This is a genomic window from Variovorax nivicola (genome assembly GCF_051216475.1).
GTDB lineage: Bacteria > Pseudomonadota > Gammaproteobacteria > Burkholderiales > Burkholderiaceae_C > Variovorax.
In genome coordinates this window covers 1-23884 of record NZ_JBPJZK010000024.1, presented here as the reverse complement: position 1 = coordinate 23884, position 23884 = coordinate 1, and the positions used below count along the sequence as shown (strand labels likewise).

The window sequence follows — 23884 nt, the reverse complement described above, 5'->3', positions numbered from 1 at the left end:
CCCTTCGCTGCCGGGCTCTTCCGGCATGGCGAATACCGAAAACAGGAGGTCGAGGATCATGAGGACAAGATTGCTTTTCGTCGCGCTGACCACAGCGGCACTGGTCGCTTGCGGCGGCGGCGGCGGTGGTGGTGGCGGCGGCAACTTCGGGAGTCTCCCGGTCGGCTGGGTGCCTCCGGCGCCCGGACCGGGCGGCCCCAGCCCCGAGCCGCCGCCTGAACCCGGCCCCGGAACCAATCCGGCCCCCACGCCGATCACGGCCAGCTACAAGTTCCTGAAATTCGAGCAGGACCGCGACCCGGACACCGAAACGGCCGAAAAGCGCTTCACCGACTACATTGCCCTGCTGAACCGGGAAGGCGCCGCCGGCTACCGCTACCTCGAGGGCGAGGCCGGGGGCACCATCGTGCGGCTGCAGGACACCTTCATGATGGTCAAGGACACCGAGACCACCTACAGCTACGAGTACAAGCGCCTGACCTACGACATCCTGCAGACCACCGCGCTGCAGGCGCTGCTGCAGCAGGCGAAGGATCAGGGGGCCAAGGGCATGGTGCTGCTCAAGATCCTGGCGCCCATCGACCTCAACAGCAACCTCGACCCCGAGTTCGCCGTGCTCTACCGCAAGGACCTCGGCTCGTCTGCCACCTATGACGTGACGGCCGAGCTGTATGCAGAGAACGTCGCCGACTACGCGAATCGCGCGAACGCGCAAGGCGCGAACGGCTACCGGCCTTGGGCCACGCCCTTCCTGGTCAACCAGGGCGGCTATCAGTTCTTCCTGAAAGACTTGAGCAGCCCGGCGCGCTACAGCTTCAAGGCGGTGATCAGCCCGCTGAGCGTCGTCGGCGGCGAGGTGAAGGACGTCAAGGCGCAGATCCGCGAACAGGGCGCGCAAGGCTACCGACTGCTGAAAGACCGCTTCCTGAAGGACGAGAACGGCGAGTCCAAGGACTACATCTACTACGTCAAGGACACGACGCAGTCGAGCAGCTTCGAGTACGAGTTCCTGGACAACCCGGACCCGGTGTTCGGCCTGCAGGAGGCCAATGCCGCACAGGCGAATGCGCAGACGGCCAACGGGCTGCGCTACTTCGGCGTACCCGACTCGCCGATTTTCTTCAGATCGTCGGCCTGCACCGGCCCGCTGTGCCTGTCGCCGGACCGGACCGAGACCAGCAACCAGAACTGACTCGCGAGCCCGCCACGCGCGGGTCTCTTTCTTGGCGCAAGCGGCCTACAGCCCGTGAACGATCCAGGTGTCGCCCGGCGCTGTAGGCACGCGCACCGTGTTCTCGCCGACGCGCGCAAAGCGGTACTCGTGCCCGCCGAGCACGACCGACTTCATGTTGGTCCAGACGCGGTAGTCATACCCCTCGGCGGTCGGCGTGACCTGCAGCACGCGGAACACGGGCAGCACGACCACTGTGATGCGCACCCGCGCCGTCGCGGCGTTGCTGCCGAAGCCGCTCTCCGCCACGCACAGCATCGGCGCGAGCAGCAACACAGCCAGCGCGCAGCGCGCCGATTGAAGCCAATTTCCCGTCATAAGGCCCGATCCGTCCGAAGAACATGAGCTTCGGGCGCTGCATCGGCGCCCGACCTCCGGATATCGGCGGCAACGGGAAGAAGTGCAGGGCTCAGGCGGCTTTTTTCTCGGCGGTCCTTCCGGACCCCGCAGGCAACATCCAGGGCAAGACCCCCTAGTAAGTCACCGTCACCCGCGTCGCGTTGCTGCCGTCGCCGGCCGGAGCGGTTGCGGCCTGCGGCGCAGCGCCGCCCGTAGTCGCCGCCATCGCACCGCGCCAGGCGGGGGCGAGGCTGTCGCGGCCATCGGCATCGGTGCCAGCCACCATGAACGTCGTTTCTCCGATCTTGTCGAACCGGTACTCGCGCCCTTTGATGAGCACCGACGCCATGTTGGTCCAGACGCGGTACTCATGCCCGCCCTTCACGGGCGTGACTTCGAGCACCTTGAAGGTCGGAAGAACGACCATCGTCAGGTTGAACCAGCCCGTGGCGCTGTTCGTGCCGCGCGTCGGCTCCGCGGAACTGAGCTGCAGCGGCAGTGGCAGCAAGAGCAGCAGCACGCCGACGGCGGCCAGCGGTGGCACCGTTCGCGGTGATTGCAGCGCAGCCGCCCTTGCAAAGCGCCTGTTTCCGGACATGGGAACTCCTCCTCGCAACCTGGATGGGAGGCATCGCATCGATGCCCAACCCGGTTTATCGGCAGAGTCTCGGGAAAATGAAGGTAGTCCGGGCGCTATTCTTCGCGCATTGCCTGCAATTTGCCAGCAGGCTTTTCCGTGTCGGTACAGCCGCCGGCGCAGCTCAGTAGGTCACGCCGACCGTCACGACGTCCCGGTAGCTGTCCGGCCGCACGTTGGCGCTGGCACCGAGAACGCGGCCATACAAGGTCAGCGCCTGGACCTGGCCAGTGCCCGTGCCTGCGACAGTGTTGGTTCCCGTGACGCTGCCCCAGGCAATCGTGCGACCGGCATTGCTGTAGAGCTGGTAGGCCACCGTGTCGGTGTTGCCGGGCACGCCTCCCGTCGGGGTCATCGCCCCTGCACCGGTGGTCAGGTTGTTGGATGGCGTCAGCGCGACCGTGTAGGCGGTAGGCGTCGTGCAGGTGACGTTGATCGTGCTGCTCTGGTCGATGTTGGCCCCGCCCGGGAGGCCCGCGACGGAGCCGAAGTTCAGCGGATCGGCCGTGACCAGGCAGCTCTTGGCGATGGTCGCGCTGACTATGAAGGCGAACTGGTCCGCCACCGCCGTGCCGCATGTCGTCGGTGCGCCGGCCGTGCTCGACGTGAGCGTGATCGATGTGTGGATTCCGGCAAAGTTGTCCTGGTACGTGCCCGGAGGCACGGTGGTCTGCAGGGCAATCAGCTCCCCGCGCATCGTGGTGCTTCCCGAGGAGGTGGTAGACCGGGCAGGAATGCTTATGTTGACGAAAAATGGGTTCGGCACCGCGGCGTTGCCGCTGGAGCCCCAGATCGTGCTGGTCGTCCCCTGGTAGAGCTGGAACCTCAAGATGTCGCCCGCGCCGCTCTTCATGACGCGCGGATTGAAGTTCGTGAGACCTTCGTTGCCATCGCCGATGTTGAAGCAGACCCTGGCGAACTCGGTGGTGTTGGTGTTGCCGGTCTTGGTGCAGGTGTAGCTCAGCGTGGCGGTGGCGGGCGTGGGCGTGCCGCCGGCGACCAGGTCGACCGTGCCGAAAGCCACGGCCGTCATCGACGCGGTGCAATTGATTGACGCCTGCGCGCTGCCGGCCGACATCAGCCACAGCAGTGCGCAGAACAAGGGCAGGCGCAGGACGCGCAAAGTACTGGTCAGAAGACTCATGGCGTCTTGGCCTCCCTGGCGCAGCGCAGCGGCCCGATCTGCGGGATTCCTGCGCCGTCCTTGCGATAGTCGAAGCTGGTCCGGCAGGCGCCGCCGGGCGTCTGCACATCGAGCGTGTTGTGGGCCTGGAGCGATTCGAGATACACCGCGCCATCGAAGCCGACCAGCGCCGGCTCGCCATCCTGCCCATTGGCGCGCACGCGGCTGCCCAGCGGCAGGGGCTTGCCCGCCTCGTCCACCAGCAGCAGCGCGGCCGCGCTGACCGGCGTGATGCCGAACCGCACCAGCGTGCCGGCGCGGTCGCTCGGCGTGGCGACCGTTTTCACGCGCTCGATCTTCACGTCGGCGGGCAACTGCATCGGATCGATGGACAGCTGGTTGCTCTGGTAGGACCGCAGCGGCGCCACCAGCAGCATGCCCTTGTCGTCCGTGGTGCCGATGTCCCGGTTCTCCAGCCTCACGGGCACGCCGGCAATGCCGTCGGTGGAGACCACCGCGAAGGCATCGTCGATGCGCCGGGCCGCGAAGGGCTGGCCGCCCATGAACGCGATCGAACCGGTGGCGCCGGCGTAGGCGTAACGGTTGTCGCCGAGCACGCTGATGCCGGCCATGGCGCGGCCGTAGCGGCCCAGGTAGTCGATCTCGGCCTGTCCGCCGTTCTGGCCGCCGCCCTGGCGCAGGCCGGCGCGCCAGCCGATGCCGCCGTCGCCCGGCATGGAGCTCTGCGCATCGGCGGTGTAGACGGTCTGGCCGCGGTCGCGCTGGATGCCGGCGCTGGCCGTGACCTTGCCGTCCAACGCCCAGGTAAAGCCGACGAAAAGACTGCGTTCCCGGCGGTTGTCCAGATTCTGGTTGAGGCTCACGTTCATCGAGGCACTGGATCCGATCGCCCTGAACCAATAGACACTGGCCAAGCGCGTCGCCTCCTGCGCCGGATAGCGCAGATAGAGGTAGCTGAGGCCGAAGCTGCCGAAGTCCTTCGTGGTGTAGCCGATCGACGCCCGGCCCGAACCGCTCGGCGGCGCGCTGCCGTACAGGGATGCGACGTCGCGGTACTCGCCGCGCGTGCGCGTGCCCTCGACCGCGAAATTGAACTGGTTGTCGCGCCAGCTGTAGCCCATGCTGAGCAGCGAGCCCCCCTCCCCGCGATAGCTGCTGCGCGCCACGGCGCCAGTGAACACGCCGCTCTGCCCGAGCAGCCATGCGCCGCCGACGCCGCCCTTGACCAGCCCTCTGGTGGCCTCGCCGTGCGCCTCCAGCGTGAAGCTGTTGCTCACGCCGTAGCGCCAGACGCCGGTGGTGGCGGGGTCGCTGCCGTAGTCGTTCGAGCGCAGGCCGTAGTTCTTGCGCACCACGCCGAGATCGACGGACCAGTCGGACAGGCCCTCCTGCAGCAGCCGCTGCGTGTCGTACAGCGAGAAGTCGAGCGTCGTGGCACGGCCAAAGGCGTCGGTGAGAACCACCTGGGCGTTGCCCGCGCCGTTGATGCTCGGAACCGTGTTGAGCTGGAAGGGCCCCGCCGGGACCTGGCCCGTGTACTGGCGCAGGCCGTTGATGTAGAGCTCCACCTGCGAGGGCAGCGCGGCCGCCCCCAGGAACGCCGGCAGCGGGGTGGTGGTGCGATAGGGCTGCAGCGAGAAGTTGCGCGAGAGCTGGATGCCGCCGATCCGGGTGGAACGCGACCACGGCAGCGATGCGGTGGTGGTGTCACCCACACGCAGCGTCAGCATGTCGTCGGGGAACGACTGGCTCCAGGTGGTGTCGAGCCGGACCGACTCGTGCTGCCAGTCTTCGTTGTCGACGCGGGACGCGCGCGACATCATCGTGCTGCTGAACACGCTGGTTCCGCTGAACGCGCGCACTTCGGCGAGCGCGTTGAGGCTGGAGCTGTTGCCCCGGCCCTGCGTGCCATAGAGGTCGTAGTTGAGCAGCAGGCCGGGCGAGGCGCTGGCCTTCGGCGAGACGACCGTCGACGTGTTGACCACAGTCCTGGGCAGGCGCAGCACGTCGTCGGAGGCATTGATTGAAAGGCTCTGCCTTGCGGTGTCGTACGACACCTGGACCCCGGGAAGGCTCTTGAGCCGCACAGGATCGGACACGTCCGCCGGCAGGATGAAGCCCAGTTGCCGCAGCGTGGTGGCGCTGGCCCAGAGCTCCTGGCCGCGCAGGCCGAAATGCACCAGCCCCTGGGGGTTGCCGTTGAGGCTCAGCTCCAGATAGAGGTCGCTGCCGGTCGGGCCGGTGAGGTCGCTTTCCGCGGCGGACGCGACCAGCCATGAGCTCGAGCCGGCTGCGGCGCTCTCGGCCTGAGCAGCAAACGGCATCAGACCGGGAAGCAGCAGCAGTGGCAACAGGCGCTCAGCGGACGCGTTGAAGCGGCGGGATTTTTTCCTGCGTCGCGTTGCCATTGATCTTCGTTTCCAGAACGCCGCCGGGAGCAAAGGCTTCCGCGGGTGTCTTCAGGGGCCAACGCATGGTCACCCCCGGCAGGACGTAGCCCATCAGGCCGGCGTGCACTGCGGTGCGCTTGCCGGCGGTATCGACGAAATCCAGATCGGCAAGCTGGGCGTGCATGCCGCCGCCGTTGGCGACTTCGAGCACCGCCTGGCTGCCTTCGCGGCGCAGCGACCACGTGAGCTGGGGCGCGGTCGGCTGCGCGCCAGCGGCTGCGATGAAAATGGGCACCGAATAGCGCAGCACGAGCTGCAGGCCCTTCTTTTCCTTCATCTCGACCGGCAGCTCATCGATGATGACCCGGTACGAGTTCTCGGCCGCGCCGGCCGGAACCCCGGTGCGGATGACGCGGATCAACTGCCGCTCGGACGGTGCGAGCTGCACCATCGGCGGGCTCACGAGGAGCTCGCGCGAGGGCGTCAGCTTTTCGCCACCATTCTCCTGCGACCACTGATAGACCCGCACCTGTGCGTGCACCACGTCTTCACCAGTGTTGCTGAGCCAGAGGCCATCCGCATTCTGGGTGGCCTGGAGGGTCAGCGTGACAGGAGAAACCTGCAGCCCGCTCGCCGAAGCGGCCGCGTGCGCCAGCAAGGCGAACGCGAGGACAAGGGTGCGGCGCAGCAAGCGGTGCACAGTCGGCAATCGATCAGTAGTTGACCTGGACGGTCACGGTGTCGCGGTAGTCGCCAGGCGTCACGTTGACGCTCGCGACCGTCGCAAACACGGGAATCGACTGGGCCGCGCCGGTGCCGGTGCCGGCCACACCATTGCCAACCGAAGTGGGCGTGGCGGTGTTGCCCCAGATGGGACCTGTCGCGCTCATCGAGCGAAGCTGGTAGGCAATGGTGTCCGGGCCAGCCACGACGGGACTCATAAAGCCGGCGCCGGAGGTGCCGGTGGCGGCGGTGCTCGCGGGCAGCAGGCCGATGTTGTAGGGCGTCGACTTGGAGCAGGTCACGCTGATGTTGCTGCTGGCCGACAGGGCGGTGGCGGAGGAAAGCTGCGAGCCGAAGTCGATGTTCGATGCCGTACCTGCCGTGACCGAGCAGGCCTTGGTCACGGTGATGAGGACCTGGAACGTGGAGGTGGCCGTTGCGGCTACCGCCGCGCTGGTGGCCATGGCGGCAAGGACGGCTGCAACGATGAGGGAAGGTTTTTTCATGAGGAATGCCTACAGGTGTAAGTAAGACGAAGCTCTTGGTGAATCGAACAGAAAATGAAGTCCAAAGTTCACAACCTTGGAAGTGTGAATTTTAGTTAACAATTAGAAGAAAGGGTGTGTGAGTGTTACGTAAAGCGTAGGAACTACGCCCTTCTCGTTGCGTTTTTGCAGATTTCCGTGACTTTTGTTACGGAATTCAGTCGAGCCAGGGCGAGCTTTTCAGCCGCCGTGTCGCCCCACAACCACGTAGACCCAAACCGGTGCACCCGCACTGGCACGTCGCTTGCATAACCTGACCACTTGCTCTGATTAAGCGGTCAAACACACCATGCGCGTGCTCGTCGTCTACTGCCACCCGGTCGAAACCAGCTTCCACGCCGCCCTGCATCAGGAGGTGCTGAAGAACCTGCGCGCCGCCGGGCACGAGGTGGACGACTGCGACCTTTACGCCGAGGGCTTCAACCCGGTGCTGTCGCGCGAGGAACGGCTGGGCTACCACGACGTGCCGGCCAACCAGTTGCCGCTGAAGCCTTACGTGGATCGGCTGCAATGGGCCGAGGGCATCGTGTTCTGCTTTCCGACCTGGTGCTTCGGCCTGCCGGCGATGCTCAAGGGCTACTTCGACCGGCTCTTCATGCCGGGCGTGGCCTTCGACATCAGCGACCCGGCGAACGTGAAGCCGATGCTCACGCACATCAAACGCATCAGCGCCGTCGTCACCTACGGCCGGCCGCGCTGGATGGCGATGTACATGGGCGATCCGCCGCGCAAGATCGTCACGCGATACATGCTGCGGCTCACGGGCAGGCGCGCCAAGGTGGACTACCACGCCCACTACCACATGAACATCGCGACCGAGCCCCAGCTCAAGCGCTTCATGGCGCGCGTGGGGCAAGCCATGGCGCGTTTCGCATGAACGCGCCCTCGCTCCTCGACAACGTGCGGCTGCCACGCTGGCTGCTGCCCACGGACTGGCCGCAGCGCGACGGCGCGCCCGAGCTGGCGCGCATTGCGCTCGAAGCCGGCCGCGTGCAATCGGTGCAACCCGCCACGGTCGCTCCGCCACCACCGCCGTCAGCCTGGAACCTCGCCGGCACCCTGGCCCTGCCCGGCTTCGTCGATGCCCACACCCACCTCGACAAAGCCTTCACCCTGCCGCGCATGAAGCAGGTGCAGCCCGGCCTGCTAGGCGCCATCGACGCGATGCTGAACGACCGCGTGCACTGGACGCCCGCCGACGTGCGCGAGCGCGCCGCACGCGGCCTGCAGTGGGCATGGGAATGCGGCACCACTCACGTGCGCACGCACGTCGACTGGTGGGAGCCCGATGCCGTGCCGATGGCTTGGCCCGTGATGGCCGAGCTGGCGCAGGAGTGGGCGGGCAGGGTGCGGCTCGAACAGGTGAGCCTCATCAAGCTGCCGCTGTTCGAAGACGCGGCGCAGGCGATGCGCCTCGCGAAGCAGGTGAAGGCCACGGGGCCGCATGCGCTGCTCGGCGGCTTTGTGCACTCCACCAACTGGAGCGAGAACGCGCTGCGCAACCTGCTGGTGTCGGCGCAGGCCTGCGACCTCGACATCGACCTGCACGTCGACGAAGAACTCAACGCCTCGGCAGTCGGCCTGCAGACCACGGCGCGCATCCTGCGTGAGATCGGCTACGAAGGCCGCGTGGTCTGCGGCCACATCTGCGCGCTCGCGGCCCAGCCCGAGGCGCAGGCCTTCGCCACGCTCGATGCGGTGGCGCGTGCGCCGATCACGGTTGTCTCGCTGCCCGCCACCAACCTGCTGCTGCAGGACGCCGTCACCGGCCGCACGCCGCGCCAGCGCGGCATCACGCTGGTAAAGGAAGCCCGCGAGCGCGGCATTCCGCTGCTGTTCGCCAGCGACAACGTGCAAGACCCCTTCTGCCGCCTCGGCAGCTTCGACCCCGTGGAGGCACTGAGCACAGCCGCACTGGTGGCGCAGCTCGACGAGCCCTTCGACACCTGGTCGCAGGCGCTGTGCCGCAGCGACTGGCTGCAGCGCGCCCCCGCGCCCGCCACGCCCACGCTGGTCGGCCGTGCCGCCGACCTGGTGCTGTTCACGCAGGCCGACCGCCATGGCTGGCCCTCGCGCACCGCCACCCGCGTGGTGCTGCGCGACGGCCGCGTGACGCACGGCGACGCAACGCCCTTCCTTCCCCGGTAACGAACGAACGCACAAGGATTCCCATGCTCCACGGCTACATCCCGCCCCACCGCTTCCTGCCCTACCTGAGCTGGACCGAAATCGCCGCGCTGCCCGACCGAGAGAACACCGTCATCGTGCTGCCCTGCGGCGCCATCGAGCAGCACGGGCCGCACCTGCCGTGCTCGGTCGACAGCGTGATCTGCTCGGGCGTGATGGGCAAGGCACTGGAGAAGCTGCCCGCCGAGGTGCGCGCCTTCGCGCTGCCGACCATCACGTATGGCAAGTCGGAAGAGCATTTGCACTTTCCCGGCACCATGACGCTCACGGGCACCACGCTGCTGTCGACGGTGATCGAGATCGGCGAGTCTGTGTACCGCTCGGGCTTTCGCAAGCTGCTGTTCGCCAACGGCCACGGCGGCCAGCCGCAGGTGCTGGAGATGGCGGCGCGCGAGCTGCGCCTGCGTCACGGCGACTTCGTGATCGTGCCGCATGGCGTGTCGCGACTGCCGAGCGCGGCGAGCAAGCAGGTGAGCGAGCAGGAGAAAAAACTCGCGATGCACGCCGGCCATTCCGAAACCGCGCTGATGCTCGCGCTCGCGCCCGACACGGTGCATATGGAGCGCGCGGTCGCCAACTTTCCGCCGCCCTTCCCGATCAAGCTGCTGTCGGCCGACGGCCGCCCGGCCTGCGCATGGACAGCGCGCGACTTCGGCCCCAGCGGCGTGATCGGTGACCCGACCACCGCCACGCGCGAACAGGGCGAAGCCATTCTCGACACGCTCTCCGACAGCTGGGTGCAGGCGCTGACCGAGCTGTACGCGCTGCGCTGGGTCGTGCGCGAAGAAGCGACCTGGGAGCGCGGCCATCAGCAGGGGTTCATCCAGCAGAGCTTCGAGCCGGCCTGAGATCGGCCTGAGCCTGCTTCTTGCATCGACTACTTCGCCTTTTCTTCATTTCACTCAGCCTACGAGAGGTTCCCACCATGCGCTCCTTCGCACTGTCCCTGGCCGGCGCCGCCGCCATCGCCCTCCTCGCCGCCGCGCCCGCGCAGGCCGAGGACAAGTTCACCTACATGACCAACTGGTACGCGCAGGCCGAGCACGGCGGCTTCTACCAGGCCGTGGCGCAGGGCATCTACAAGAAGTACGGCCTCGACGTGACCATCAAGATGGGCGGCCCGCAGGTCAACATCACGCAGATGATGGCTGCCGGGCAGGCCGACTGCATCATGGGTTCGAGCGACATCCAGATGATGCAGGTGCGCGAAGGCGGCGTGCCGGTGGTCAACGTGGCGGCCTTCTTCCAGAAAGACCCGCAGGTGCTGATCGCGCACGACGACGTGAAGAAGTTCGAAGACCTGAAGGGCAAGACGCTGCTGATCGGCGCCCAGGCGCAGCGCGGCTACTGGCCGTGGCTGAAGGCCAAGTTCGGCTTCACCGACGAACAGACGCGGCCCTACACCTTCAACATCCAGCCTTTCGTGGCGGACAAGAACACCGCGCAGCAGGGCTACCTGACCTCCGAGCCCTACGCCATCCAGAAGGCCGGCGTGAAGAGCACGGTGCTGATGTTCAGCGACCACGGCTTCCCTGCGTACGCAACCACCGTGTCGTGCATGGAGAAGACGGTGAAGGAGCGCAGCAAGCAGGTCGCCGCCTTCGTGAAGGCCTCGGCCGAGGGCTGGAAGAGCTACCTCGCCGACCCTGCGCCCGCCAACGCGCTGATCAAGAAAGACAACCCCAACATGACCGACGACCAGCTGGCCTACAGCGTGGCCAAGCTCAAGGAGATGGGCATGGTCACCGGCGGTGACGCGGCCAAGCTCGGCATCGGCGTGATGACGGATGCACGCTCCAAGGCGAGCTACGACTTCCTCGTGACCGCGAAGCTGCTCGACCCGGCCAAGGTGGAGCTTGCGAAGACCTACACGACCGAGTTCGTGAAAGACGCCAAGGTCCTGCCCTGACGAGCCTCAGCCTTTCATGAATCGCATCGAACCCCACACCCTCGCGCCACCGACGGCGCCTGCCGTGCCCGCGGTGGAAGTGCTCTCGGCCGAGAAGACGTACCCCAACGGCACGCAGGCGCTGCTGCCGGTGGACCTGTCGATAGCCGAGGGCGAGTTCGTCACGCTGCTCGGCCCTTCCGGCTGCGGCAAGAGCACGCTGCTGAAGATGGTGGCGGGCATGCTCGAACCCAGCGACGGCCGGCTGCTGGTGTGGCGCAGGCCCGTGGCGCAGCTGCACAGCTGCCCGCACAAGCTGTCGTTCGTGTTCCAGTCGCCCACGCTGATGCCGTGGGCCAGCGTGCGGACCAACGTGCGCCTGCCGCTGGACCTGGCCGGCGTGCCGCGCAAGGAGGCCGATGCGCGGGTGATGGAATCGCTCGCGCTCGTGGGGCTCGAGAAGTTCGCCGATGCGCTGCCGCGCGCGCTCTCTGGCGGCATGCAGATGCGCGTGTCGATTGCGCGTGGCCTCGTCACGCAGCCCGACCTGCTGCTGATGGACGAGCCCTTCGGCGCACTCGACGAAATCACGCGCCACAAGCTCGACGCCGACCTGCTGGAGCTGTGGCGCAAGAAGAAGCTCACGGTGATCTTCGTGACGCACTCGATCCACGAGGCGGTGTTCCTGTCGAGCCGCGTGGTGATGATGGCCGCGCGGCCGGGCCGCGTGGTGGAAGAGTTCCGCATCGACGAGCCCTATCCGCGCAGCGCCGACTTCATGGTGACGCCCGAGTTCGCACGCTACGCCAAGCGGCTGCAGGACAGTCTGCTGCGCGCCAGCAGCGCCGACGAGGAGACCTCGCGATGACGAAATTGAAAGCCACACCCCTGCTGAACCAGCCACGCGTGCAGCGCGTGCTCTACCCGGTGCTGATCGGCGTGGTGCTGGTCGCTTTGTGGCAATGGATGGTGGTGGCGATGGAGCTACCGCCTTACCTCGTGCCTTCGCCCTACCTGATGATGCAGACGCTGGTGACCGACTGGGCGCCGCTGGGCAATGCGCTGCTGGTCACGCTGAAGATCACGGTACTGTCGTTCCTGCTGGCCACGGTGGCGGGCGTGCTGATCTCGTTCCTGTTCGTGCAGAGCAAGCGCATCGAGACGGCGCTCTTTCCGTACGCGGTGCTGCTGCAGGTAACGCCCATCGTGGCGGTGGCGCCGCTGATCATCATCTGGGTGAAGAACCCGGTGGCCGCGATGACGGTGTGCGCGGCGCTGGTGGCGCTGTTCCCCATCATCAGCAACACCACGCTCGGGCTGCGCAGCATCGACCCCGATCTGCAGAGCTACTTCAAGCTGAACCGCGCGACGCGCTGGCAGCAGCTGGTGCGCTTGCGCATTCCGAGCGCGCTGCCGTACTTCTTCGGCGGGCTGCGCATTTCGAGCGGCCTCGCGCTGATCGGCGCGGTGGTGGCGGAGTTCGTGGCCGGCACAGGCGGCTCGGGCGCGGGGCTGGCGTACCAGATTTTGCAGGCGGGCTTCCAGCTGAACATTCCGCGCATGTTCGCAGCCCTGCTGCTGATCTCTTTGACCGGTGTCGCGCTCTTCGTGCTGATGGCCTGGCTGACCAAGCTGGCGCTGGGCTCGTGGCATGCGAGCGAACTTTCCCAGGATTGAACCTTGACCATGAATGCTCCCGTTTCCGCTATCGAGCAGTTGTTGCTCGAACTGCCCGACCTCGACTGGGTCACCGACGAAAGCCGCGTCACACGGCTATCGCAAGACTTCTCGTGGTTCAGCCCCGTACTCACACGCCAGCTGAAAGACAAGCGCGCCGACGTGGTCGTGCGCCCGCGCACCGAGGAAGAAATCCGCTCGGTAGTCGGTGCCTGCGCGCGCCGCTGCGTGCCGATCACCATCCGCGGCAGCGGCACCGGCAACTACGGCCAAACGACGCCATTGGCCGGTGGCGTGGTGCTCGACATGACGGGCTACAACACCTGTCTGTGGGTGCGGCCTGGCGTGGCGCGCGCGCAGGCAGGCATCCGCCTGGGCGAGCTGGAAAAGCAGACGAAGCCCACCGGGCAGGAGATGCGCTGCGTACCCTCGACCTACCGCAGCGCGACGCTGGGCGGCCTGTTCGGCGGCGGCTTCGGCGGCGTGGGCTCGATCAACTACGGGCCGCTGGGCGCGTCCGGCAATGTGCTCGGCATTCGCGCGATGACCATCGAGGCCGAGCCGCAGGTGGTCGAGCTGCGCGGTGCCGAGGCGATGCGCATGCACCACCTGTGGGGCACCAACGGCCTAGTACTGGAGCTGGAGATCGCGCTGGCGCCCGCACATCCGTGGCTCGAAACGCTGGTGACCTTCGACGACTTCGAGAACGCGCTGAACTTCGCGGACAAGCTGGCGAACGCGCCGGGCATCGTGAAGCGCGGCATCTCGTTCTTTGCGGCACCGATTTCCGACCACCTCGCGCAGCTGGCCGCGCACCTGCCGAAGGGTTGTCACACGGTGCTGTCGCTGGTGGCCGAGTCGAGCGAGCCGGCGATGATGCTTCTTGTAGAAGCCCACGGCGGCACTGTGAGCTATCGCAAGACGGCGGACGAGGTGCAGAAGAGCAACCGCACGCTGATGGAGTTCACCTGGAACCACACGACGCTGCACGCGCTGAAGATCGACCCGACACTGACCTACCTGCAGAGCGGGTTCATCCCGGGCAAGCATGTCGAACAGGTCATTGAGATGGAAAAGCTGCTGGGCGGCGAGGTGATGATGCACATCGAGTTCCTGCGCAACGTGGCGGGGCTCATGACCTGCAGCGGGCTGCAGCTGGTGCGCTTCAGCACTGAAGAGCGGTTGAACGAAATCATCGACATCCACCGCGCGCACCAGGTGCACATCAACAATCCGCACGTGAACATCGTGGAAGACGGCAAGGCCGGCGGGCCGTTGCCGCCCGAGGTCATCGCGGTGAAGAAGCGCTTCGATCCGATGGGTTTGCTGAACCCGGGCAAGCTGCGCGACTGGCCGGTGAAGGCCGCGCCGGCTGCCTGAAATTCAGCGCTGGCGGCGGCCTCGCACGAAGGCTGCAGCCACGATGGCGATGGTCAGTATCCACAGCGGCCAGAGGCCGAACGGCGCCACCCAGCGCGCATAGGGCGTGAGGCCCCGCCGGCCTTCGACGCTGGCTTCGAGCACGCCGCGCGTGAGGCGCGGCAGCTCGTGCGTCACGCGGCCTTCGGCATCGATTACGACCGTTGCGCCGGTGTTGGTAGAGCGCACCATCGGCCGCGCGAATTCGAGTGCGCGCATGCGCGAGATCGACAGGTGCTCGTCGATGGCAACCGAGTCGCCGAACCACGCGATGTTGCTCACGTTGAGCAGGATGGTGGGCGCAGTGGCCTCGTCGCGGAAGTTCGCGCCGATCTCGTCACCGAACAAGTCTTCGTAGCAGATGTTCGGCGCGATGCGCTGGCCCTGCCAGACGAAAGGCGCCTGCGCGAGCCCGCCGCGCTCGAAGTCGCCGAGCGGGATGTTCATCATCTGGATGAACCAGCGGAAGCCCAGCGGAATGAACTCGCCGAAAGGCACCAGGTGGTGCTTGCTGTACGTGTAGGGCTGCGCTGCGCCGGGCTGGAAGCCGAGCACCGAGTTGCTGTAGCTGCCCTGGCCACCCATCGGCAGGCCGACGATGGCGGCCTGTGTGCCCTGGCTGTAGCGCGCCCGGATCGCATCGAGGTAGCCGGCCGGCAACTGCTGCGGCAGCAGCGGCAAGGCGGTCTCGGGCGTCACGACGAGCGAGGCCTTGGCATCGCGCAGCTGTTCGCCGTACCAGCGCAGCGCGGTCTCGATGCCGCCGCCGGGAATGAATTTCTCGTCCTGCGGGATGTTGCCCTGCAGAAGCGCGACCTGGAGCTTGCCGGTCGAACCCTTGGTGCCCTGAACGTCGCCATTCAGCGGTGGCACTAGGTGCGGCGCCGCGAACACCAGCGCGATCAGCACCAGTCCCTGCACAAGCTCCAGCCCGCGAACGGACCGATGCAGCGCGACCAGCGCAACGACCAGCGCCGCTGCGGCGCCGATACCGTAGACACCGACCCAGGGCGCGAGCGCTGCCAGCGGACCTTCGACATGCGCATAGCCGCCAGCGCCCCACGGAAAGCCCGTGAACCAGCTGCCGCGCACGAGTTCGGCCAGCGTCCACAGCGCCGCGAAGACGAGCGCACCAGTCACCCACCCTTTTGGCCCGCGCACTACAAACCAGGCAGCAGCCGCGGCGTAGTACAACCCGAGCGCTGCAGCCAGTGCCAATACGGCGATGGCCGCGAGCGGCGCCGGCAGTCCGCCGTAGGTGTGCATCGAAATGAAGAGCCACCAGAAGCTGCCGGTGAGCCAGGCGGTAGAGAACAGCCAGCCATGCAGGCCGGCGCGGCGCCAGCCCGCGCCATGCGCACGCAAGCCGTCGAGCAGCCAGACGAACGCACCGAGCGACAGCAGTTGCAGCCACCACAGCGGCTTGCCGCCCACGGGCGAAGCCATCGAAAGCGCCTGCGCGAGCCCGGCGACACCAAAGCCGAGCAGGCGGAACAGGTTGGCGGAAGAGGAGGTCGGCGCGCCGCGCATCAGTCGGCCGCGTCGCCGCCGCGTGCCGGGGACACCTTGAACCAGCGCACCGCGCCGCCCTTGGTGTGCAGCACCACGAAGTCGAAGCCACCGATCGCATGGTGCTCGCCGCGCTTGGGCACGTGGCCCATCTCGTGCGCGATCAGGCCGCCGATGATGTCGAAGTCTTCGCTGAGCTGTTCTTCGTCGAACACGATGCCGAAGGCCTCGGCCACGCGCTCGATAGGCGTGTCGCCCGAGACGCGGTAGGTGTGGTCGGCGAGGCCGAAGATGTCGCCCTCGTCTTCCGCAATGTCGAACTCGTCCTCGATCTCGCCGACGATCTGTTCGAGCACGTCCTCGATGGTGATGAGGCCCGCGACGCGGCCGAACTCGTCGATGACGATGGCCAGGTGGTTGCGGTTGCCGCGGAATTCGCGCAGCAGATCATTCAGGCCCTTGCTCTCGGGCACGAAGGTGGCCGGACGCAGCAGCGCGCGGATGTTCAGGCCCGGCGCGCGCTGCAGCTTGAGCAGGTCTTTCGCGAGCAGGATGCCGATGATGTTTTCTTTTTCGCCCTCGTACACCGGGAAGCGCGAGTGCGCGGTGTCGATGATGAGGTGCAGCAGCGCATCGAACGGCGCATCGATGTTCACCAGGTCCATGCGCGGCGCGGCGACCATGACGTCGCCGGCGGTCATGTCGGCCATGCGCAGCACGCCTTCGAGCATCACGCGCGACTCTGCGCCGATCACCTCGTTGTCCTCGGCGTCCGCCAGGGTTTCGATCAGCTCGTCGCGCGAGTCGGGACCGGGGTGGATGAATTCGGCGAGCTTCTGGAGAAAGCCGCGCTTGTCTTCCCGTTCAACGGGAGCGCGTTCAGGGTGAGGGTCGGCCACTGCGGGAGGGCTTAGTTGAGGAGGGACAAGGATACCGGATTGCGTGTGACACGCTCTACCCCACGGCCGGCATAAGCCGGTTGGGGGCGCCGCGTTCCCTCAGGGGGCCGATTTTTTTCGAGCGTCGCGCATGCCGCTGCGCACTTCCTGCAGGCTGGCCAGGAAGGCCCAGAACTGCTTGGCGCGGCTCTTGAGCGCGAAGTCGACCGCGGCGTAGTGCTCCAGGGCGATCTCGCTCATGCGGCTGTCGAAGGTGGCGCTGGGCAGCTCGAGGTGGGCTTCGGCTTCGGAGCCGCTGCGAACCACGGTGGCGCCGGCATTGCGGGCGATTTTCAGCATGGCGGCGTTTTCGCTCAGCGCATGAATAAAGAGCATGCCCACGCCTTCGTTGCGGGCCACGACCACGGCGCGCTCGAACAGGCGGGCGCCATAGCCACGGCCGCGGGCGTGCGCCGAGACAGACACGCCGAATTCGGCACAGTCGCTGTGCTCGTCACCGGGCGCGAAGGCCAGGTGCGCCATCGCGATCAGGTCGAGGCGGCGGTTGTAGATGCCGAAGAGCTCGTCGCGCTCAAAGTCGAGGCTGTCGACGTAGCGCTGGACCTGTTCGTCGGCCGCCGCATAGCCGAAGCGCAGATAGCGATCGTGCGGGGTGAGTTCGAGCAGGTGGCGAGCGATGCGCTCACGTTCGCGCGGGCCGATCGAGCGGATCGGCACCATGACGGGTTGAGGCGCACTGACGGCGCGTGGCTGCGCTTCAACCATCGGCGCTTTCAGGAAAGAGCCGAGGCCGAGAGACGCTTTGAGAAGGGTCTTGGCGGTAAGCATGGCTCAAATGTAAGGGTTTTCCCTTAAACAACAAGTCCACAAGGTCAATTGCGGGACACATTCGTGACCCATTACCAAGTGGCGTGGCGCTTGCGCAACCGGGTGTGGCTAAACCGGCACAGCTGTTGTGGCCTTGACACGGTCCAGCACGAAGCTGGTCTTGCAGTCTTCCACGCTGGGGTGCTTGAGCAGGGTGTCCATGATGAAGCGGCTGTAGTGGGCCATGTCGGCCACCACGACGCGCAGCAGGTAGTCCATGTCGCCGGTGAGCGCGGCGCACTCGACCACTTCTGGCCAGGTCTGCACGCTGGCGCGGAACAGGTCCATCGGATTGCGCTTATGGGTCTCGGTGTGCTTTTCGAGCCGCACGTTGAGGTAGGCGGTCAGCCCGAGGCCGATGGCTTCGGGCTGGACCAAGGCCACGTAGCGATCGATCACGCGGTGCTCTTCCAGCCGCTTGACCCGCCGCAGCACGGCGCTGGGCGACAGGCTCACCTGCTCCGCGATCTGGTCGTAGGTAGCGCGGCCGTCTGCTTGCAGCGTGCGCAGAATCATCCTATCAATCTTGTCCAGAGCTTCCATTTCATCATTCTTGCAGTTTTACTGCGCAAGAGCCACCATGAGCGCCCGGAAACGCAGAAAACCTGAGAGGCATCCACCCTACATTGCATGACCGGCCGATTTCGCGCCTTATTCATTCAATCCCCACCCACCGGAGACCGCACATGAGCCAAGCCGACGCACCCGCCTTCACGCCCTGGGAGAACCCCATGGGCACCGACGGCTTCGAATTCATCGAGTACGCGGCACCCGATCCGGCTGCCATGGGCAAGGTGTTCGAGCGCATGGGCTTCAAGGCCGTGGCCAAGCACCGCCACAAGAACGTGCTGCTGTACCGCCAGGGCACGATCAACTTCATTCTGAATGCGGAGCCCGATTCGTTCGCGCAGAAATTCGCACGCGAGCACGGCCCGAGCGTGTGCGCCATCGCCTTCCGCGTGCAGGATGCCAAGCAAGCCTACGAACGCGCCACGGCACTCGGCGCATGGGGCTTCGCCGACAAGGCCGGCCCCGGAGAACTGAACATTCCCGCCATCAAGGGCATTGGCGACAGCCTGATCTACCTGGTGGACCGCTGGCCCGGCAAGAACGGGGCGAAGCCCGGGGACATCGGCAACATCGGCTTCTACGACGTCGACTTCGAGGCGCTGCCCGGCGTTGCACCGGAGCAAGCGCTTTCGCCGTTCGGCAACGGCCTGACCTACATCGACCATCTGACGCACAACGTGTACCGCGGCCGGATGAACGTCTGGGCCGGCTTCTACGAAAAGCTCTTCAACTTCCGCGAAGTGAAGTACTTCGACATCGAAGGCCAGGTGACGGGCGTGAAGAGCAAGGCCATGACCAGCCCCTGCGGCAAGATCCGCATCCCGATCAACGAAGAGGGCAAGGAGCAGGCCGGCCAGATCCAGGAGTATCTGGACATGTACCGTGGTGAAGGCATCCAGCACATCGCCATGGGCTCGGACGACCTGTACACCACCGTCGACGCGCTGCGCGCCAACGGCGTGACGCTGCTGGACACCATCGACACGTACTACGAGTTGGTCGACAAGCGCATCCCCGGCCATGGCGAGAGCGTGGAAGCGCTGCAGAAGCGCAAGATCCTGATCGACGGCAAGAAAGACGCGCTGCTGCTGCAGATCTTCAGCGAGAACCAGCTCGGCCCGATCTTCTTCGAGTTCATCCAGCGCAAGGGCGATGACGGCTTCGGCAACGGCAACTTCAAGGCGCTGTTCGAGAGCATCGAGCTCGACCAGATGCGCCGTGGCGTGCTGAGCGCCGCAAAATAAGGCCCCTTCCCTTATTGCTTCTGGAGCCCGCATGCGCAGTTGTACGTCTTCGATCGGTTTGACCTTCATCGCGGCAGCTGCCGCCGTTCTCTCGGGTTGTGCCATGACACCGGCGGCCGCGCCGGTGGCCGGCTCGCACCTGGACACGGTGCAGAAGGCCGCGGTGCTGCGCATCTGCACGCCGGGCGACTACAAGCCCTTCAGCTTCCAGAAGACGGATGGCGCCTTCGAAGGCATCGACGTCGACCTGATGACGGGCTTCAGCGCCAGCCTCGGCGCGAAGCCCGAGTGGGTCAAGACAACCTGGGCCAACCTGCTGCCCGACCTGGCCGCCGGCAAGTGCGACATCGCTGTGGGCGGTGTGTCCGTCACCACCGACCGGCAGAAGCGCGCTTTCTTCAGCGCACCCTACATGGTCAACGGCAAGACGCCCATTGCGCGCTGCGCCGACGTGGCCAAGTACCAGAGCGTGGCCGCCATCGACAAGCCCTCGGTGCGCGTGATCTTCAACCCGGGCGGCAGCAACGAACGCTTCGCCAGGACCAATTTCAAGCAGGCCAAGCTCACGCTGCACGGCGAGAACGTGACGATCTTCGACGAGATCCTCGCCAACCGCGCCGACGTGTTCGTGACCGAGGCGGCCGAGGCCATCACGCAGCAGAAGCTCAAGCCGGGCCTGTGCGCGATCAACCCCGACAAGCCGCTGCAGTACGGCGAAATGGCCTGGATGCTGCCGCGCGACGACGTGGCCTTCAAGGCGTACGTCGACCAATGGCTGCACTTGCAGCAAGCCGGCGGCGACTTCCAGCGCACGATGGACCGCTGGCTCAAGTAACTCTAGACCGATCTCATGGAAACCCCTGCCGCTGTTGTCACCCCTGCCGTCTACGGCGCCTCGGACCGCCCGCCCCGCGGCGACTACTCGCGCGGCGGCGCAGTGCTGGCCGACTACACGTGCCCGCAGGACTGGGCCAGCTATACGGAGGCCGATCACGACACGTACCGCCGGCTCTACGAGCGCCAGGCGGCGCAGCTGCCGGGGCTGGCCTGCGACGCCTTCATCAAGGCACTGCCTTCGCTCGGCGTTAAAGACCGCATCCCGCGCTTCGAGGAGCTCAACGAGCGGCTGTATCGCGCAACGGGCTGGGAGATCGTGGCGGTGCCCGGGCTGATTCCGGAGTTGCCGTTCTTCACCCTGCTCGCGAACCGCAAGTTTCCGGTGACGGACTGGATCCGCAAGCCCGAGGAGTTCGACTACATCGTCGAGCCCGACGTGTTTCACGACCTGTTCGGCCACGTGCCCATGCTGTTCGACCCGACTTTCGCCGACTACGTGCAGCGCTACGGCGCGGGCGGCATCAAAGCGCACGAGCTGGGCGCCGGCGAGAAGCTCGCGCGGCTCTACTGGTACACGGTGGAGTTCGGGCTGATCCGCCAGCCGGACGGCCTGCGCGCTTACGGTGCCGGCATCCTGAGCTCGGTGGGCGAGCTGAAGCACGCGGTGCTCAGCGACGAACCGCGCCGGCTGCCGCTGGACCTGCTGCGCACCATGCGCACGCGCTACAAGATCGACACCTACCAGGCCAACTACTTCGTGATCGACAGCTTTGCGCAGCTGTTCGATTTCACGGCGCCCGACTTCACGCCGTTGTATGAGTCGCTGAAGGTCGAGTGCGACATCGAGGCTGGGGTACTGCTGCCGGGCGAATCGGGCAAGGCCTGAATTTTCGAAGGGTTGTTAGTCGCCGCGCAGCTATCGCGCGTGCGACAGCACACGCCCGCTCCCTAGGACAAGCCCGCTGGCGGCGGAGGCGCACTGCCTCCCACAATCCGCGCCAAAGGAGCTTGCATGCAGACAACATCCGCGCGACAGAACTATCCGGCCGGCGTACCGCACGAAATCAATCCCGAGCAGTACCGTTCATTGCCTCACATGTTCGACGAGGCCTTCGGCCGCTATGCCGACCGGCCGTTCTCGGTCTGCATGGAGCGCTGGATGTCCTACGGGGAGCTCGACACGCTGTCGAAGGCGATGGGCGCCTGGCTGCAGTCGCGCGGGCTCGAGCCCGGTGCTCGCGTGGCGATCATGCTGCCCAACATTCCGCAGTTCGCGGTCACCATGTGCGGCGTGCTGCGCGCGGGCTATACCTGCGTCAACGTCAATCCGCTGTACACGGCTCGGGAGCTGGAACACCAGCTGAAGGACTCCGGGGCGACGGCCATCGTCATCCTCGAGAACTTTGCAGCGACGCTTGAAAAGGTGATCGAGCGCACGCCCGTGAAGCACGTGGTCATGACCTCGATGGGCGACCTGCTGGGTGGGTTGTATGGCGCGTGGATCACTGTGGCGGTGCGCCACCTGGCGAAGCTCGTGCCGGCCTACAAGTTGCCGTTGAGCGATGGGCGCACGGTGACGCCGTTCACCCAGGCAATCTCCGAGGGGCGCGGCCGCACGCTGGGCCCCGATCAGAGCACGCTCGATTCGATCGCATTCCTGCAGTACACGGGCGGCACGACCGGCCTGTCGAAGGGCGCGGTGCTGACTCATCGCAACATCGTCGCGGCAACGCTGCAGGCCGAGGCCTGGTTCACGCCGGCGCTGTCGCGCGCCGGCGACTTCGCGAAGGTCAACAGCATTGCGGCGCTGCCGCTGTATCACATCTTCGCGCTGACGCTGTGCCTGCTGGTGATCCGCCAGGGCTCGCACATGACGCTGATCCCGAACCCGCGGGACTTCAACAAGTTCATCGCAGTGCTGAAGAAGCGGCCGTTCCACATGCTGCCTGCGGTGAACACGCTGTTCAATGCGCTGCTGATGCACCCGGAATTCAAGTCGATCGACTTCTCGACGCTGTTCGTTTCGCAGGCAGGCGGCATGGCGGCCTCGGAAGGCACGGCGCGCAAGTGGTTCGAGGCCACTGGCTGTCCGATGATCGAAGGCTGGGGCATGAGCGAGACCTGCGCGATCGGGACCAACAATCCGGTGTCGAACACCAAGTTCACCGGGACGATCGGGCTGCCGTTGCCCAGCATAGAAATCGCGATCAAGGACGATGACGGGAATTCACTGCCGATAGGTCAGTCTGGCGAACTCTGCATCAAGGGGCCGAACGTGATGACGGGTTACTACAACCAGCCTGCGGAGACCGCCGCGGCCTTCACCGCCGACGGCTTCATGCGCACTGGCGATATAGCCGTGATGCAGGAGGACGGCTACAGCCGCATCGTCGACCGAAAGAAGGACATGATTCTGGTGAGCGGCTTCAACGTGTTTCCGAACGAGCTCGAGAACGTGATCTCGTTGTGCCCCGGCGTCGTGGAATGCGCGGCGGTGGGCGTGCCTGATGAGAAGCAGGGCGAGGCCATCAAGGTTTTCGTGGTCCGCAGGGATCCGACGCTGACTGAAGATGCCGTGCTCCAGTACTGCAATTCGCAGCTCACGGGCTACAAGCGGCCAAAGCACATCGAGTTCCGGGAATCGCTGCCGAAAACCAATGTGGGGAAGATCCTGCGCCGCGAGCTTCGCACTGCTGCGGTCACCTGAATGAGTCATTCGTCGGCGAGCGCCGGGCTGCCGGCGAATGTCATTGTGTTCGAGCGAGGGTGGTTGTCTTCGAACAATGTCCTGTTCGTGGGCGATGAAGAGACGGCTGTGGTCGATACGGGGTATGCGACGCATGCCGATCAGACCTTGGCCTTGGCCGAATCGGTGCTGGGAACGCGACCGCTTGATCGCATCCTGAATACGCATCTCCATAGCGACCATTGCGGCGGGAACGCTGCACTGCAGGCGCGCTACCCGTTGGCTCGCACGGACATTCCGCCAGGCGAGGCTGCATTGGTGGAGCACTGGGATCAGCGCGGCTTGAGTTTCCTGGCAACGGGGCAGACATGCCCGCGGTTTCGCTTTACGGGGTTGCTGCAGCCTGGGACGGAATGCGTGCTTGGCGGCAGGCCGTGGCAGGTGCATGCCGCACCAGGCCACGATCCTCATTCGGTCATTCTGTTCGACACGGAATCACGGACGCTGATTTCAGCGGATGCCTTGTGGGAGAACGGATTTGGCATTGCGTTTCCCGAGCTGGCCGGCGAACCGTCGTTCGAAGACTTGGGCGCTACATTGGATCTGATCGGGGAGCTTGCACCAAGGCAGGTGATTCCAGGGCATGGCGCTGTCTTCGATGACGTCGACAAGGCCTTGTCCGTCGCGCGTCGGCGGCTCGATGGCTTGCAGCGCGATCCAGGGAAACACGCACGTCACGCCATCAAGGTGTTGATGAAGTTCAAGCTATTGGAGGTGCAATCGATCTCTGTCAAGGATTGGGATGCCTGGTTGCAGAGCACCGCTTATCTCGAAGCCATTCGGTTGCGCTTTTTTGACGCTATCGATTTGGATCAATTGACCAGGGATATCTTGGCGGAATTGGTTGCCGCGGGCGCAGCAGAGATCAGCATTTCAGGTATTCGCAATACCTAGTTCGCTTCCTGATTGCACGCGCCCTCAAAAGCAAAAACCCCCAGTCAATGTTGACTGGGGGTTTCTGGGCTGTAAGAGCCTGACGATGACCTACTTTCACACGGGAACCCGCACTATCATCGGCGCTGACGCGTTTCA

23 protein-coding genes are annotated in these 23884 nt (G+C 65.7%); 13 read left to right on the top strand and 10 right to left on the bottom strand.

Going from position 1 to position 23884, the window contains the following annotated elements:
- Window positions 1–58: 58 nt before the first annotated feature.
- Window positions 59–1192 (top strand): hypothetical protein, encoded by a 1134-nt coding sequence (locus ACSFBF_RS35615; protein ID WP_435475106.1) that lies wholly within the window; start codon window positions 59–61, stop codon window positions 1190–1192.
- Window positions 1193–1237: 45 nt separating this feature from the next.
- Here ACSFBF_RS35615 and ACSFBF_RS35610 read toward each other — a convergent pair whose 3' ends face one another.
- From ACSFBF_RS35610 to ACSFBF_RS35585, 6 genes are all read right to left on the bottom strand, one after another.
- A complete protein-coding gene (locus ACSFBF_RS35610; protein WP_435475104.1) occupies window positions 1238–1549 on the bottom strand; it encodes a hypothetical protein in 312 nt (103 codons plus the stop codon).
- A 154-nt stretch (window positions 1550–1703) separates the two neighbouring features.
- Window positions 1704–2168: a hypothetical protein gene (locus tag ACSFBF_RS35605; RefSeq protein WP_435475102.1), complete on the bottom strand. Its 465-nt coding sequence runs from the start codon at window positions 2166–2168 to the stop codon at window positions 1704–1706.
- Window positions 2169–2331: 163 nt separating this feature from the next.
- Window positions 2332–3351, bottom strand: a complete 1020-nt coding sequence (locus tag ACSFBF_RS35600) for a Csu type fimbrial protein (RefSeq protein WP_435475100.1) — start codon at window positions 3349–3351, stop codon at window positions 2332–2334.
- Window positions 3348–5675, bottom strand: a complete 2328-nt coding sequence (locus tag ACSFBF_RS35595; RefSeq protein WP_435475098.1) for a fimbria/pilus outer membrane usher protein — start codon at window positions 5673–5675, stop codon at window positions 3348–3350. Before ACSFBF_RS35595 ends, ACSFBF_RS35600 begins: the two co-directional genes overlap by 4 nt.
- A gap of 34 nt (window positions 5676–5709) precedes the next feature.
- A complete protein-coding gene (locus ACSFBF_RS35590; RefSeq protein WP_435475096.1) occupies window positions 5710–6441 on the bottom strand; it encodes a fimbrial biogenesis chaperone in 732 nt (243 codons plus the stop codon).
- Window positions 6442–6454: 13 nt separating this feature from the next.
- A complete protein-coding gene (locus tag ACSFBF_RS35585; protein ID WP_435475094.1) occupies window positions 6455–6970 on the bottom strand; it encodes a Csu type fimbrial protein in 516 nt (171 codons plus the stop codon).
- A 328-nt stretch (window positions 6971–7298) separates the two neighbouring features.
- Here ACSFBF_RS35585 and ACSFBF_RS35580 point away from each other — a divergent pair, with 328 nt between their 5' ends.
- The 7 genes from ACSFBF_RS35580 to ACSFBF_RS35550 all read left to right on the top strand — a co-directional run bounded on the left by ACSFBF_RS35580 (window position 7299) and on the right by ACSFBF_RS35550 (window position 14141).
- Window positions 7299–7886, top strand: coding sequence for an NAD(P)H-dependent oxidoreductase (locus ACSFBF_RS35580; protein ID WP_435475092.1), 588 nt, complete (start codon window positions 7299–7301; stop codon window positions 7884–7886).
- Complete coding sequence (locus ACSFBF_RS35575; RefSeq protein WP_435475090.1) at window positions 7883–9157, top strand: amidohydrolase family protein; 1275 nt, start codon at window positions 7883–7885, stop codon at window positions 9155–9157. The genes ACSFBF_RS35580 and ACSFBF_RS35575 overlap by 4 nt, the downstream gene beginning before the upstream one ends.
- 23 nt (window positions 9158–9180) lie before the next feature.
- Complete coding sequence (locus ACSFBF_RS35570; RefSeq protein WP_435462399.1) at window positions 9181–10044, top strand: creatininase family protein; 864 nt, start codon at window positions 9181–9183, stop codon at window positions 10042–10044.
- Between the two features lie 77 nt (window positions 10045–10121).
- Window positions 10122–11105, top strand: coding sequence for an ABC transporter substrate-binding protein (locus tag ACSFBF_RS35565; protein ID WP_435475087.1), 984 nt, complete (start codon window positions 10122–10124; stop codon window positions 11103–11105).
- A 16-nt stretch (window positions 11106–11121) separates the two neighbouring features.
- The gene (locus ACSFBF_RS35560; protein WP_435475085.1) at window positions 11122–11952 is read left to right on the top strand and encodes an ABC transporter ATP-binding protein; all 831 of its coding nucleotides are present in this window, start codon (window positions 11122–11124) and stop codon (window positions 11950–11952) included.
- Window positions 11949–12761 carry an ABC transporter permease gene (locus tag ACSFBF_RS35555; RefSeq protein WP_435475083.1) on the top strand — a complete coding sequence of 271 codons (813 nt, stop codon included), beginning with the start codon at window positions 11949–11951 and terminating at the stop codon, window positions 12759–12761. The genes ACSFBF_RS35560 and ACSFBF_RS35555 overlap by 4 nt, the downstream gene beginning before the upstream one ends.
- A 9-nt stretch (window positions 12762–12770) precedes the next feature.
- The gene (locus ACSFBF_RS35550; RefSeq protein ID WP_435475081.1) at window positions 12771–14141 is read left to right on the top strand and encodes an FAD-binding oxidoreductase; all 1371 of its coding nucleotides are present in this window, start codon (window positions 12771–12773) and stop codon (window positions 14139–14141) included.
- 3 nt (window positions 14142–14144) lie between these two features.
- Here ACSFBF_RS35550 and lnt read toward each other — a convergent pair whose 3' ends face one another.
- From lnt to ACSFBF_RS35530, 4 genes are all read right to left on the bottom strand, one after another.
- Window positions 14145–15710, bottom strand: a complete 1566-nt coding sequence (lnt, locus tag ACSFBF_RS35545; RefSeq protein WP_435475079.1) for an apolipoprotein N-acyltransferase — start codon at window positions 15708–15710, stop codon at window positions 14145–14147.
- On the bottom strand, window positions 15710–16588 hold the full coding sequence (locus ACSFBF_RS35540; protein WP_435475077.1) for an HlyC/CorC family transporter: 879 nt from the start codon (window positions 16586–16588) through the stop codon (window positions 15710–15712). The genes lnt and ACSFBF_RS35540 overlap by 1 nt, the downstream gene beginning before the upstream one ends.
- Before the next feature lie 99 nt (window positions 16589–16687).
- Entirely contained in the window at window positions 16688–17416 is a 729-nt protein-coding gene (locus ACSFBF_RS35535; RefSeq protein ID WP_093059830.1) for a GNAT family N-acetyltransferase, read from the bottom strand.
- A gap of 108 nt (window positions 17417–17524) precedes the next feature.
- Window positions 17525–17998 (bottom strand): Lrp/AsnC family transcriptional regulator, encoded by a 474-nt coding sequence (locus tag ACSFBF_RS35530; RefSeq protein ID WP_093059828.1) that lies wholly within the window; start codon window positions 17996–17998, stop codon window positions 17525–17527.
- A 143-nt stretch (window positions 17999–18141) separates the two neighbouring features.
- On the opposite strand from ACSFBF_RS35530, the gene hppD reads away from it, so the two are divergent.
- The 5 genes from hppD to ACSFBF_RS35505 all read left to right on the top strand — a co-directional run bounded on the left by hppD (window position 18142) and on the right by ACSFBF_RS35505 (window position 23746).
- A complete protein-coding gene (gene hppD, locus ACSFBF_RS35525; protein ID WP_435475074.1) occupies window positions 18142–19269 on the top strand; it encodes a 4-hydroxyphenylpyruvate dioxygenase in 1128 nt (375 codons plus the stop codon).
- Window positions 19270–19300: 31 nt separating this feature from the next.
- Window positions 19301–20104 (top strand): transporter substrate-binding domain-containing protein, encoded by an 804-nt coding sequence (locus ACSFBF_RS35520; protein WP_435475072.1) that lies wholly within the window; start codon window positions 19301–19303, stop codon window positions 20102–20104.
- Window positions 20105–20119: 15 nt separating this feature from the next.
- The gene (gene phhA, locus ACSFBF_RS35515; RefSeq protein WP_435475070.1) at window positions 20120–20992 is read left to right on the top strand and encodes a phenylalanine 4-monooxygenase; all 873 of its coding nucleotides are present in this window, start codon (window positions 20120–20122) and stop codon (window positions 20990–20992) included.
- 126 nt (window positions 20993–21118) lie between these two features.
- The gene (locus ACSFBF_RS35510) at window positions 21119–22813 is read left to right on the top strand and encodes an AMP-binding protein (RefSeq protein WP_435475068.1); all 1695 of its coding nucleotides are present in this window, start codon (window positions 21119–21121) and stop codon (window positions 22811–22813) included.
- Window positions 22814–23746, top strand: coding sequence for an MBL fold metallo-hydrolase (locus ACSFBF_RS35505; protein WP_435475066.1), 933 nt, complete (start codon window positions 22814–22816; stop codon window positions 23744–23746).
- Window positions 23747–23884 lie beyond the last annotated feature (138 nt).